We start from the raw sequence: 12,533 nt of genomic DNA on the forward strand, positions 1-12,533 counted from the left end.
CCATCAGCGATCGAGATTGACCAGTACCCGTCCTGTCTGCTCTCCAGCCAGGATCCGTTCAATATTCTCATCCAATTGGTCAAGGGAAATCTCCCTGCAAAGGTCGTCTTCCATGTCAACCCCCCACTCGCCGGCCAGTTTTTCCCAAATCTTCAACCGGTGGGCCATGGGGCAACTCTGTGAATCGATGCCGATCAGGCGCACCCCCCGCAGAATGAACGGGAAAACCGTGAGGTCAAGATTAGCCCCGGCGACATTGCCACAGCAGGCAACCGTCCCGCCGACATCCATCGATTTCACCACGGTCGATAGGATGTCACCCCCCACGGTGTCGACGGCCCCTGCCCACCGACTTTTCAGCAGGGGTTTGCCGCCCGCATCCAACACGGCATCGCGCCCAACGATCTCCCTGGCGCCGAGGGCGGTCAGAAAGGCGGCACTCCCCGGTTTTCCGCTGGCGGCAACCACGGGATAACCGAGCTTGGCCAGGATGGCCACAGCCAGGCTGCCGACCCCGCCGCTGGCACCGGTAACCAGTATGTTGCCCGCCGTCCTGCCCACCCTGCCGGTGACCTCGTACACGGACATGCCGGCGGTAAAGCCGGCCGTCCCATAAGCCATGCTTTTTCGCAGACTGAGGCCTTCGGGAAGCGGGACCACCCATTCCGCGGGAACGCGCACGTACTGCCCAAATCCGCCCGGGGTATTCATTCCCAGGTCATAGCTGGTAACGATCACCCGTTCTCCGGCGGCAAAGGTGCCGCCGGCGCTTTCGACTACGACGCCGGCGGCGTCGATGCCGGGCGTATGCGGATATTTTCGGGTGACCCCCCGGTTGCACGTGGCGGACAAGGCATCTTTGTAGTTCAGCGATGAATAGTGGACCCGAATAAGCACATCGCCTTCGGGCAGCTCGTCGACAGTCTTTTCCTGAATGGATCGACTGCAGCTCCGTGAATCCGGTGCATCCACGACCATGGCGCGAAATTTTTTCTGTTTCATAACGTTACGCCCTTACCTATACCGATTGCCATAAGTCTGTTCCGTAATAGAGGCCGTCCCTGATACATTCAAAGCGGCATATCATTACCACGCTAATCCTGCGTTCAATGTCGGTTGATGCGATAGCTGCCGTCCAAACGCGCCCACATCTCCTCTATTCTTTTTTCGAGCTTTTCCAGGGCCTCCCCGTAGGCATCCTCGGAAATCTCTCCGGACATTAGACGGCTGTCGAGATAGGCGCGCTCGTTGTCATACCAGCGCTCCGGATCGAAATTGTAGGTCATGTGCTTCCCATCATCCCTTCGACACGCGGCCTCGCTGCCAACCCCTTCAGCCAGTGAGCGGGAATGGCCGAAAGCCCCTGGTACGCCCCCAGGACCATGGCCACCAACATGCCGCGGGCGGAGGAATCGCCGCCGGCCATGATATTCTCAACGATAGCCGCTTGAAAGTCGTTCGCATAACGGGCGATGAGGTGCATGGCACCCGGCAAGGCCGCCTCGACGCTGCAGGCCTGTCCGAAATCGGCAATCGCCCGGCGTGTGTCTGTTTCCCGGCTGTCCAGCCCGCTTCTGACCAGCATTTCGATGGAGCTGTCTTTAAAATGACGTTCGACAACGGTTTCCACGGCCTGCAGAGGATCCCTTCCTGTCAGAACGGCAGCCGTGGTGCGGGCGAAGAGTTCGGCCGCAGCGATCACGTCGACAGGGCTGTGGGTAAAGGCGGTCTGTGCCTTTGCCGCCCCGACCAGGGCTTCAATATCCTGCGCATAATAGAGAAACAGGGGGGCTATTCTGGAGGCGCCGGCCAGCTCGTCGGATGCGGAACCACAGCTGTTGATATCCTTCCCGTCGGCCAGGTTTTGCAGCGTGTCCTGGGTGGCACGATCGACATACCCGGTGTAGGATGCGAACAAGCGGCGCCAGCGCCCGGCAAAATCCGCCAGATCAAACCCGGAAACCGCTGCCACGGATTCCAGCAACACCATCATCTGGTCGCCATAGTGGGTCTGCTCGCCGGCCTTTTTTCCCTTGTGATGCGATGTCAGCGGATCGTAATAGTCGTCGACCCTGCCGAACTTTTTGTCAATGACGTGGGTATTGTAAACCCAGTGCGCCCCCAACGCCAGGGCATCGGCGACAAAAGAACCCATTACTATCGCTTCGATCCGATCTTGCATTGAAATTTCCTCCCGATTCCATCCCCCTTGAAAATATTCTCCGACGGTTTCACGCTGCCAGGATATCCGACAGCACCTCGTAATGGTCAAAGGGCGGCATGATACAGACGCCCGAAAACCGCTCCCGGGCCAGGGCAACCATCTGCCTGGCATTGGCCGCGCCCTCGGCAACCGGATCCTTTGCTTTTTGCATCCGGTCGCGCAGTTCCTCCGGTACGGCAATACCGGCAACACGCTCGTGCAGGAATTGGGCGTGGCGTGGTGTGCGCAAAGGCAGTATGCCCATGATGAGGGGAAGGTCGATGTGCTTCACGCTTGTGGCGATAGCATCGGCGCCGTCCTGATCGTAAACCGGTTGCGTCACGGCAAACTGAGCACCGGCCGCAACCTTGCGCTCCAGATGCCTCACCGCCCTTTGCAGCCCATTTTCCTCCGGATGGACGTCGAAGACCACACCGGTCTTCATCCCCGCGGCCCGGGCCATTTCGACCAGACCGTAAACGTCCACATCGCGAACGGTGCTTGTGTTCCTGCGGTCTTCCAGCGCCACGAAATCTCCCGTGGCGGCAAGCACGGATTCGATCCCCAGAGCCCTGGCGCCCCAGAGCATCCCCTGCAGGCTCAGACGGTTGTGGTCTCTTGTGGTGCAGTGCAAAATGGCCGGTCGCGAAACGCGCTGTTGGATCAGGGCGCACAATGCCATGGCGCTCATACGCGGTTTTGCCACCGGGTTGGTGGCTACGCTGAACCCGTCGAAGGGCAACCCGGAAAGGCCGGACAGGGCCTCGAGAACCGTCCCGGCATCGGGCCCTTCCGGTGGAACGACTTCCACCGTAATGGTGAATCGATTTTCTATGTGGGAACCACCCATGCCAACCGCCCGCCCTTCATCAGCTCAAGAAAGAAAATTCGCCCCCTTAGCTTTCAAAACTATGTTACCGAAAAACAACGCTGTCAATTGTTCAACCGGAACAGGGTCACGTAATGGTAGGCCCCGATATCGTGGGTAGCCGTCAGCGTAAAGCCATAGGGCCGCAGGCGGGCCTCCGTTTGCCGGGGCGAGAGCCTGATGCCGATGGGCGGCCCCGGCGGCCCATCGATTTTCTTGAATTCGACGACGGCCAGCCGTCCTCCGGGCTTCAATACCCGCGCAACCTCCTTCAGCGTACCGTCGTCCGTGTTGTCTGCAACGAGGTCATGCAGCACGGTCGCCATGAGGCCCACGTCCACGGAATCGGCATCGACCGGCATGTGCCGGCTGACATCGGCTACCCGGGCCTGGATGGTGGCAATCCGCCTGTTGCGCATCTCCCTGTTGAGACGCGCTATCCCTTCTTCCCAAAGATCGAAGGCATACAGACGGCCGTCCGGGCCGATGGGCTTCGCGAAAAATAACGCGTAGTCCCCGCCTCCGCAAGCCACATCCAGAAAAGTGATGCCCGGCACGATCTCAAGCGCCTCGAGCAATTTTTCAGCGTCAATCAGGCCAAAACTGCTTTTACCGGCGGCGATGGGTTTATCTGTCATCGCATGTTCCTTTCATTTTGCGGCCGACATACTGGAATCCCAGGGAGCTATGGCCGTTCATCGTCGTCACCTCGATGTCATCGCTCTCCAGCACGGCAAACCGGGCGAAAAGCGATTCGACCCATGGACGGTCGTGATGCCGAAAAACGGCACCCTCCGGCAGTTCGAAAACGCCGTATACGCCATATTTGTCGGCGGCCGCCCGGTATCGAAGGCGATTTCTTGCGTCCGATTGCAACCAGTAGTCACTGACGTATAAAAGACCGCCCGGTTTCAGGACCGCTTCGATTTTGTCCACCAGGGCCATTTGGCCGCTGTTGGTCGGGATGCAGGTCAGAACCGCAAACAGAATCACCATGTCCACGGATCCTTTAAGGGTGGACCAGGCGTCGGGTGTCAAGCCCCTGAGATCCAGATGGGGATAAGCCTTCCTGCCGCGCTGCACCATCTTTTCGGAAATATCCAGGCCCAGAAGATTCCGGTATCCCAAATCGTACAGAGCGTTCAAGGTTCTGCCATATCCGCAACCGATGTCGAGCACCCTGGCCGCCTTATCCAGCCGGTTGTCGAATCTTTCGACAAACAGGGGGTGGGTAAACGTCTTACCCTTCGCCACAGCGTCCCAATAAGCGGCTTGATTGTCCAGGGAATTTTTCATCGTGCTTTCGTTCCCCTATCGATCTTCCTTGGCCGGACCAGGTGGTTCCGCGCGGCTCGGCCAGGATTTTTCCCCTAATCTCGGTTCAGGCGGTCTAAAAAGTCCATCAGGGCCCGGTTGAACCTGTCCGCCTGTTCGATATTGCACAGGTGGGCCGCGGAAGGCAGAACCACCAGTTCGGCGCCACGAATTTCAGCATGGATGGCTTCCGCCGCCGCCACCGGTGTACCGGGATCATCCTCGCCGACAATGATGAGCGTGTCAAGATCGATGGTTGCAAGGCGATCGACATAGTTCAAATCCAAAATCGCATGACCGCAGCCGATAAAACCGTCCACCGGTGTCGCCTGTATCTGTTCACGAATCCGGTTCACCACCGGGGGTGCTTTTTCGAGATAGGGACCCGTAAACCAGCGCGTCAGGGTCCCTTCCATCAGCACGCCCATTCCCTGCTCGCGGGCCAGATCCATACGCTCGCGAAACAGCGGCTTGGCTTCTTCCGGCAATACCGGCGCGGTATCGCACAGGGTCAAACTCAGCAACCGATCGGCATGATTCAGGCCCAGCGCCTGTCCGATCATGCCGCCGATGGAGAGCCCCACAAAATGGGCCTTTTCCACGTCCAACGCATCCAACAGCCCGACCACATCCTTGGCAAGCATCTCCAGTGAATAGGCCCCTTTTGTAACGTCACTTCCGCCGTGTCCGCGCATGTCGTAGCGCACGACGCTAAAAAAGGGCTCCAGCACCGCAAGCTGCGGTTCCCACATCACCATGCTGGAAGCGAGCGAATGGCCCAACACCACCACCGGCCCATCCGGTTTGCCCGTCAGTTCGCAATGAAGCTTTATGCCGTTTGTATCGATTAACATGTTCTCCCCTTTCAGACCTTCAGCCTTTTTCCCAAACTAATCACTCGATCGTTTGCATATCCCAGACGCTTATAAAAAACGATGACATCCCGGTTGGACTCACGGACCTGAAGATTGATTTTCGGGCAGCCAGCGGCGGCCAACATCGATTCCACATGTCGCATCAGCCGGGTGGCAATGCCTTTGCGCCGATGCGCCGGGGACACGGCCAGGTAGTTGATCCATCCCCGGTGTCCCTCATAGCCCGCCATACAGCTCGCCACCACTTTCCCGTCCAGCACCCCAACCAGAAACCACTCCGGGTTCACCCGGCTCTTTCTCTCGATGTCCCTCAAGGGGTCGTTGTGCGGCACCACCAGGCCGCAATGCCTCCACAAATCGACCACCGCAGACTGATCTTCGTTCTGGTATGGACGGACAACAATGTTTTTCATGCCAAATATTTCCCTGATTTTATGCAGAAAATCAAATAAAAATGTGCGGCGTTGTTTTTATAGCCGTATTCGTATACATTGATTTTTCCCCATGCCGAATGCATGATCACACCAGCCCACGCTCAGGAGGATGCCATGACAAAAAATGAGCCGTTGCTTGCCGAAGTCAAAAACCACGTTGCCTGGATACGCATGAATCGTCCCGAAAAGCGCAATGCAATGAGCTTTGAAATGCTGAAGAAAATGATGGAGGCCTTTCATCGATTTGACGATGATCCCGATGTCAGGGTCATTGTCATCAAGGGAGAGGGTAAAAGCTTCTGCGCCGGCATGGAGCTGGCCGACCTGGCCGGCCTGATCGAGAAAAAAAGTGCCGATTACCGGGAGGTGCTCAGAAAAACGATCCTATACGGTCAAACCAGCATCAATATCGTCGAAACCTGCACCAAGCCGGTGATTGCCGCCATCCACAGTCACTGCGTCGGCGGAGGTGTCGACCTGGCATGCGCCTGTGACATTCGACTGGCCTCGAAGGACGCCCTGTTTTCCGTCCGTGAAACCAAACTGGCCCTGGTGGCCGATCTGGGAACCCTCCAGCGGCTCCCGAAAATTGTGGGAGACCCCTGGGCGCGTGAATTGTCTCTTACCGGCAGAAACTTCTCCGGGAAGGAGGCCTTCGACATCGGCTTTGTCACCCACCTTTGTGAAGACCGCGACGCCCTTTATGCAAAAGCGGACGCCATCGCCACTGAAATCGCCGACAACTCCCCCCTCTCCGTTCAGGGTGTCAAGGACACCATGCGGTTCTCCAGCGACCATGGCGTGTCGGCAGGCCTGCAGTACGTGGCCCAGAAAAATGCCTCTATCCTGATCTGTGAAGACGGCATGGAAGCCCTCATGGCCGCCATGGAAAAACGAAAACCAGTCTTTAAGGGACGATAAAATGAAAACGATGACCTATGAAGTTGACGGTGCCATCGCCCGGATTACACTGAACCGGCCGGAAAGAGGCAACGGCATCACCCTGGATATGCCGGTGGAGCTGAAACGGTGTGTGGAGATGGCCGACCTGGATCCCTCTGTGCACGTGATCGCTCTGTCAGGGAAGGGCAAGGGTTTCTGCGGCGGCTACGACCTGGTTGCCAGCGCCGAAGACATGGGAAAGGCGCAGTTCGGCGATGGGAACGCCCTCCATGGATCGGCCGTGGACCCAGAAATCGTGTCCCGGAATCATGACCCGTCGGAAACCTGGGACCCCATGACGGACTACCAGATGATGAGCCGCAACGTACGCGGTTTCATGAGCCTGTTCAACGCCGACAAACCGGTGGTGTGCAAGGTCCAGGGGTTTTGTGTCGCCGGCGGAACCGACATGGCCCTGTGCAGCGATCTTCTGGTGATTGCCGAAAATGCCAAGATCGGCTACCCCCCGGCACGGGTGTGGGGCTCGCCCACCACGTCCATCTGGGCGTATCGCATCGGCATCGAAAAGGCCAAGCGCCTGCTGTTTACCGGCGACTGCCTGAACGGTAAAGAAGCCGTCGAATGGGGCCTGGCCATCGAATGTGCCCCCCCGGAAAGACTGGACGAGCGTTTCGAAGTCCTGCTCGGACGCATCGCCCGCATGCCCATCAACCAGCTTATGATGATGAAGCTGTTGGTCAACCAGACCGTGCATGCCGCCGGACTGCAGACCACCCAGATACTGGGAACCGTGTTTGACGGCATTACCCGTCACACCAGGGAGGGCTACGCCTTTCAGCAGCGCGCCGCCGAGGTCGGCTTCAAACAGGCTGTGCGTGAACGCGACGACCCTTTCGGCGATTGCGGCCCGAGCACGTTCAAAGGCTGATAAAAAATGCTCCGCATTTTATATCTAACGCGACTTCGTCGCTATTAAGGTAAACCGCGCTATGTCTCTCACCGTTTTGATTGTTCTGGCGCACCCGGACCCGAAAAGCTTCAATCACGCCATTACCGCTTCGGCCGTCGAAAGCCTGGAAAAAAAATGGTCATACCGTTTGTTTTCATGGCGCTGCTCTTTCTGCACCAACGTTCCCCCAATTACATCATCTTGTTGATGACGATCCCGTGGGACCTGCCGAAAGCCATGACCTCTTCGGGCCTCGAGTCACCGGCCGCGTAGGTCTGGAAAAATTTGGGGGCCTCGAGCATGTGCAGGACGTAGGAGAGGTGACCTGAATATCCATTGCCGTCCAACCGCTGCAGAGCGGCAATGGCTTCTGCACCGCGTGCCATGACCTGGCGGTGCACCCGGGGCGGAGCATCCCGGGTGCAGACGTGCAGACTGTACACCCGTCTGCAGGCGAACGGCCTGTCCGCATATATCATACAGGCCCTGTTTTTCATTAAAAAGGCGCAGGGCCCCGTTTTACCCGCCTCGCGTCTCTTCATGTCCCGGGCCAGGGCCTTCTTGACCCGGGTCTGCCGTGCGCGGGGCATCTTCCTGACGGCATTGCGGATCATCATCCCTTCCAGGGTCGTGATGTCGATGCTGCCCGCATCCGTGCAGCAGAAGGCACAACCCTTTGAGCACGCTGCCTCGCGGCGGCAGGCGGCGGTGTCCGCATCGAAGGCGGCATATATACTGGCTGCTTCCAGAAATTTATTTTCCATCCGCCAGACGCTCACCTCTTTCCCGGCTTATAGCCTGAGAGCGCCTTCCACAAAGCCAGTCCGCCGACGGCACCGATAACCCCCTGCACCGCGTTGGGAAAGATCTCGACAATGGCGGCCCCGATATCGGTTACGGCAAATGCCGGCATGGATTTCCCTATGGCGGGATAGATGTAGGCTTCGAACGCAAAATAGCCCACCACCACCGTAAAACCACCCGCAAAAGCGGCAATCGTTCGCAGGGTGAGCGTTTTGCCCCTGGCCCCGGACGCGATAAGTCCCACCAGAAAACCCTCCAACCCTTTGGTCACCAGGGTTGCCGGAATAAATACGGGGAATCCAATGGCGTCGGCGATGGTGGGGCCGATCCCACCGACCAGCGCACCGGCCAGCGGCCCCAGCCACAAACCGGCCAGGACGACAAACACGTCACCGATGTTGAAATACCCGGTTGTCGCCGGAATGGGAATGCGGATAACCATGGTTGCAATGGCCGCTAACGCTATCAGTCCCGCCACGATTGCGGTTGTCGCATAGGTCCACGTTCTTTCCTTCATCGTTCTTCCTCCTTGATACCAATAAATTGAAGCGTCAAAGACTCAAAACACTTTATCCCGACTGTCATAAGTCTGTTCCGATTGAAATTCGAAATAGAAGTCGTCCCTGATATTTTCAAGGCGGCATATCATTAATATTCTGCATGGCTGTCGCAGGGCGTTATCCCTGCTAAGATGTTTGCTTCTTTGAGCCCTTTTTGCCTTCGCGGCTATTTCCAGCCCGATCGATTCTCTCCACCTCCGCCACCATGGCTGGTATCGGCTCGAAGGTATGGATGATGCAGGCAAATATCCAGGCATGAATGCAGCTCCACCCCCATATTAGCAGCTTTCCGGGCGCATACCAGTGGAAATCCTCAGCCCCTCTGTTTCTGGGCAGGATCTTTTGGGGATGTTCTTCGATCCAAATCTGAAACAGATTGAAAACCACCTCGCCGGTGTGCTGAAAAACCCGGAACGCCAGGGCCAGATGCAGCCCGGCGGTCCGGAATCTGCCGCTGCGAAGTGCAACCGTGTCGATCAGTTTTTTTGCGGAAAAACTGTTTATCAGCAGCACCGAATACGGCAAAAAAATAATGACGTTGACAAAAATACCGATCAATTTGAAGCTGATGGCTTCTTTTGACTGCCCCGAGGCCAGCAGCGGAAAAATAGTGCGCATCACCGCCCCCAGCATGGCTACGGTCAAGCCCAGGACAAAGGCTGCCGCCAGGTAGGCCAGCAGTTTTTGCGGCCCCGCCTTTACCAGCACCACCAGCCAGACACAGCAGGCATAAACAACCCAGACCATGACATGCGCGATCTCAAAGGTAAACCAACCGGCTGCCTGAAGCTGCCGGATGAAAAGCGTGTTGGGCCACCCTGAAAACCCGGGTAGCCCGAGAAGGAGAAGCAAGACAAGCTTCAGCCACCATGGCCACGCGCCGCTATTTTCTTTTTGCCCGTTCATATCACCGCACACCCATGACAACCGTTTCGCTCCCCGCTTGGGAAAGATGACAGCGTGAGTGCACCATTCCCTGCCACCAGCGGGCATGGTGGGAAATCAGCACCACCGCGACGTCCAAATTGGCAGCGGCACGGCAAACCACCGCCACCAACCGGCGGGCAATCGAACGCGAAAGTCCCCAGCCGGGCTCGTCCAGAATCAGCACGGCCGGCCGCGTTGCCAGACGCTCGGCGATCAGGCTGATCTTCGCCTGGAGCAGCGTGCAACGCCTGGCCGGAGCAGCCGCACCATCGCGTCCTTCCTCCCAATGGGCCCTCAAGGCCCCATCGATTTCCGCGTAAAGATCGCGGGCCAGCCGCCGCGCCTTTTCATCGAACCGGAAGACCCAGCCGAGGTGGCCGTCGATGGACTTGCCGAACAGCTGGTCGATGGCATCCTGAAAAATCAGCCGGGCATCTCCGCTTTTGTTGGGAGCGGCAACCGCCAGGGCACCCTCCGCCGGTTTGATAATGCCGCATAAGAGCTTGCCGAAAACACTCTTGCCCACACCATTGTCACCGGTCATCAGCACCGGCGAAACGAGATCGAGGCGTTGCCCGCCCACATCGGGCCTGTAGGCTATGCGGGAAGCCGGGTGATAGGAAGGGAAACGGATCTCTTCGAACACAACGACCGGATCTTCGAGCACAAGTTGCACATCGATCGCCGGTACCGGTCCCTCGTCCTCAGCCGCCGGATGGTTGTTTTCATCGATAAAAGGCTCACCCTTCAGCAGGGCCACATTTACAAAACGACCCGCATGATGAAAGGCATCGGCCAGCTTGCGCCAGTAGTGGTAACGGCCTTCATTCAGCCAGTGGATAGGGCTGCAGGCCACGAGGCCGCTCACAAAGGGACGCATGGCCATGGCCTTGGCAAAATTGAGCAGCAAAATCTCCCCGCCGGACAGGGAGATGACCGGCTGGGTTGCCTTTTCAGCGGGAAGGCCAAAGCGCTCGAGAAGGTCATAGACTGCCCCCTTTTCCACGTTCGTTGCGGATAGCGACAGCGCCGACGACAGCACATCCATGGGCCGGGGAAAAGAAAGCCCCTGTACAGGGTCGGGCAGTATGTGTACACACTCGCCCGCTTGACGTTGACGGCGATAGGTGTTTGACCACGTCCCCAGGTCCCTGAAAAAAGCCCCTTTCCCAAAGGTCATTCTAGGTAGGTACACCCCGGTCTTTTCCGTAAAGTAGGAAACCTGGTCTTCAAATGCATTGAAACGATTAATTTCCATAACAACAATGTTTCCAGGGGAAGTGCTTTGACCAGTTTCTGCTTCTGGCGGGATCGGACAACAGACGGGGGAATCGAAAAGAAATAACCAGCTTCCACCGCCGGCTTGGCAGCAGACGCCTTGGCGTCGAAGGCGTGCAGCTGGACCCTTGTGACCCCCTCGGCCATAAGCAGTTCCACCACTTTCCTGCCGGCCGAACGGGAATGGACGTTCAGGGGCAAATCTACTTCCTTTGACAGGCGGATGAACGTCGTGAATATGGATTGCTGCGTCTCTTTTTCGCCGTCCGTTGCGTAAATCCGCGGGTCGATGGCCAGCTACTCTCTTCCCTGTTTGCGTTCCGGAACCTCGATTTTCCTTTTCTCGGGATCCTTCTGCATGCGGTAAAGAATGGCCACGTGTCCGACCATGCCGACGAGCTCGGAACCGGACTCCCTCTCCAGCACCTTGACAATCGCTTCCTTACGGTCTTTCTCCTTGAACTCGATGAATTTCACCTTGATCAGTTCGTGCCGGTCCAAGGCTTTATCCAGCGCCTTGACGACCGATGGAACAACGCCCTTTTGACCCACGAAGACGGTAGGCTTCAGGCCGTGGGCCAGTCCCCTGAGGTGTTTTTTCTGATAACTTTTCATGGTATCCGTATATAGGTCCTTATGAAATACGTCAACCAATCATCACGGTTGCATTAAAAAGGCGCTGGGTTGGGAGGAACCGGGAAAAAATGATACCGCATTTATATCATTTTCCGGTGAAGCGGCCAGGTTGATGATCCCGGGATTCATGAGGGTCGCCTTTACCTATGCTGAAAAGGACAAACTGGCCTGGACGTTTGAACCCGGAAAATGCTTTGCTTATAAAGGTTTCAAGAGGATGGGGGCCATCGAAAAATATGAGTGTGGTGTTCTTTACCGAATCGAGTGCTGGCTCGATAACTGGGAATACAGATCGCTTCACGCCAGCGATCGACATATGCAATTTGCAAAGCACCGGGGAATGTTCGGGCGAAATACAGTTGTTTTTTAAAAACAGTTAAAAATATCGGTGCCAAACGGCATAGTCGTCCACCAGCTGGTAGCATTCATTTTTAAATTCGAGGCATTCAAGCTTGGAAAGCGATATATGAAAACGCTTTCCATCGCCCATTCTTTCCACAAAAGCCACGATATCATCCCCGTCGGAATCCGGCTCGCACAGCTCAATCAACTCAAAGTGATCTAGAAAAGAGGGTTTGAGCTCCTTCATCTCCAGATACGCCGGGTCGTCCCACCCCCACGAGATGTAGGACACCTCCCATTCAAACTCCTCGATACCGGTCAGCGTTATGGGCCCCTTGATCTGTTTCTTCAAGTACGTCAGGTAGCGCATCGCGTTCCGTTTACTGCGCTTGCAATCGTTGCCCAAAATACCCTTGATTCTTTCGGTCTGCATGTCCATA

Annotated in this window: 17 protein-coding genes; 2 read left to right on the forward strand and 15 right to left on the reverse strand. The window is 56.9% G+C overall.

All coding sequences use genetic code 11. The annotated features are described in order from the left end of the window. Window positions 1-3: 3 nt before the first annotated feature. From LJE94_06240 to LJE94_06275, 8 genes are all read right to left on the reverse strand, one after another. On the reverse strand, window positions 4-1,002 hold the full coding sequence (locus LJE94_06240) for a YhdH/YhfP family quinone oxidoreductase (GenBank protein MCG6909710.1): 999 nt from the start codon (window positions 1,000-1,002) through the stop codon (window positions 4-6). 104 nt (window positions 1,003-1,106) lie between these two features. Then, window positions 1,107-1,286, reverse strand: coding sequence for a hypothetical protein (locus LJE94_06245; GenBank protein MCG6909711.1), 180 nt, complete (start codon window positions 1,284-1,286; stop codon window positions 1,107-1,109). Further along, window positions 1,283-2,182 carry an ADP-ribosylglycohydrolase family protein gene (locus LJE94_06250; protein MCG6909712.1) on the reverse strand — a complete coding sequence of 300 codons (900 nt, stop codon included), beginning with the start codon at window positions 2,180-2,182 and terminating at the stop codon, window positions 1,283-1,285. Before LJE94_06250 ends, LJE94_06245 begins: the two co-directional genes overlap by 4 nt. A gap of 49 nt (window positions 2,183-2,231) precedes the next feature. Continuing rightward, the gene (locus LJE94_06255) at window positions 2,232-3,053 is read right to left on the reverse strand and encodes a methylenetetrahydrofolate reductase (GenBank protein ID MCG6909713.1); all 822 of its coding nucleotides are present in this window, start codon (window positions 3,051-3,053) and stop codon (window positions 2,232-2,234) included. Between the two features lie 83 nt (window positions 3,054-3,136). Continuing rightward, entirely contained in the window at window positions 3,137-3,709 is a 573-nt protein-coding gene (locus tag LJE94_06260) for a methyltransferase domain-containing protein (GenBank protein MCG6909714.1), read from the reverse strand. Continuing rightward, entirely contained in the window at window positions 3,699-4,367 is a 669-nt protein-coding gene (locus tag LJE94_06265; GenBank protein ID MCG6909715.1) for a methyltransferase domain-containing protein, read from the reverse strand. Before LJE94_06265 ends, LJE94_06260 begins: the two co-directional genes overlap by 11 nt. 74 nt (window positions 4,368-4,441) lie before the next feature. Continuing rightward, window positions 4,442-5,239 (reverse strand): alpha/beta fold hydrolase, encoded by a 798-nt coding sequence (locus LJE94_06270; GenBank protein MCG6909716.1) that lies wholly within the window; start codon window positions 5,237-5,239, stop codon window positions 4,442-4,444. 11 nt (window positions 5,240-5,250) lie between these two features. After that, window positions 5,251-5,664: a GNAT family acetyltransferase gene (locus LJE94_06275; protein ID MCG6909717.1), complete on the reverse strand. Its 414-nt coding sequence runs from the start codon at window positions 5,662-5,664 to the stop codon at window positions 5,251-5,253. Between the two features lie 144 nt (window positions 5,665-5,808). On the opposite strand from LJE94_06275, the gene LJE94_06280 reads away from it, so the two are divergent. Together LJE94_06280 and LJE94_06285 are read left to right on the forward strand one after the other, a co-directional pair. Then, window positions 5,809-6,615: a crotonase/enoyl-CoA hydratase family protein gene (locus LJE94_06280; GenBank protein ID MCG6909718.1), complete on the forward strand. Its 807-nt coding sequence runs from the start codon at window positions 5,809-5,811 to the stop codon at window positions 6,613-6,615. Window position 6,616: 1 nt separating this feature from the next. Continuing rightward, a complete protein-coding gene (locus LJE94_06285; GenBank protein ID MCG6909719.1) occupies window positions 6,617-7,525 on the forward strand; it encodes a crotonase/enoyl-CoA hydratase family protein in 909 nt (302 codons plus the stop codon). Between the two features lie 212 nt (window positions 7,526-7,737). On the opposite strand, the gene LJE94_06290 is transcribed toward LJE94_06285, so the two are convergent. From LJE94_06290 to LJE94_06320, 7 genes are all read right to left on the reverse strand, one after another. Next, window positions 7,738-8,310: a YkgJ family cysteine cluster protein gene (locus LJE94_06290; GenBank protein ID MCG6909720.1), complete on the reverse strand. Its 573-nt coding sequence runs from the start codon at window positions 8,308-8,310 to the stop codon at window positions 7,738-7,740. Window positions 8,311-8,321: 11 nt separating this feature from the next. Beyond that, the gene (locus LJE94_06295; protein MCG6909721.1) at window positions 8,322-8,867 is read right to left on the reverse strand and encodes an ECF transporter S component; all 546 of its coding nucleotides are present in this window, start codon (window positions 8,865-8,867) and stop codon (window positions 8,322-8,324) included. A gap of 169 nt (window positions 8,868-9,036) precedes the next feature. Continuing rightward, window positions 9,037-9,816 carry a hypothetical protein gene (locus tag LJE94_06300; GenBank protein MCG6909722.1) on the reverse strand — a complete coding sequence of 260 codons (780 nt, stop codon included), beginning with the start codon at window positions 9,814-9,816 and terminating at the stop codon, window positions 9,037-9,039. Between the two features lies 1 nt (window position 9,817). Then, window positions 9,818-11,095 carry a hypothetical protein gene (locus LJE94_06305; protein MCG6909723.1) on the reverse strand — a complete coding sequence of 426 codons (1,278 nt, stop codon included), beginning with the start codon at window positions 11,093-11,095 and terminating at the stop codon, window positions 9,818-9,820. After that, a complete protein-coding gene (locus LJE94_06310; protein MCG6909724.1) occupies window positions 11,014-11,394 on the reverse strand; it encodes a TatD family hydrolase in 381 nt (126 codons plus the stop codon). Before LJE94_06310 ends, LJE94_06305 begins: the two co-directional genes overlap by 82 nt. Before the next feature lie 18 nt (window positions 11,395-11,412). Next, a complete protein-coding gene (gene yhbY, locus LJE94_06315; GenBank protein MCG6909725.1) occupies window positions 11,413-11,730 on the reverse strand; it encodes a ribosome assembly RNA-binding protein YhbY in 318 nt (105 codons plus the stop codon). 397 nt (window positions 11,731-12,127) lie between these two features. Beyond that, a complete protein-coding gene (locus LJE94_06320) occupies window positions 12,128-12,526 on the reverse strand; it encodes a hypothetical protein (protein ID MCG6909726.1) in 399 nt (132 codons plus the stop codon). Between the last annotated feature and the right edge of the window lie 7 nt (window positions 12,527-12,533).

The organism is Deltaproteobacteria bacterium, from assembly GCA_022340465.1.
Taxonomy (GTDB): domain Bacteria; phylum Desulfobacterota; class Desulfobacteria; order Desulfobacterales; family B30-G6; genus JAJDNW01.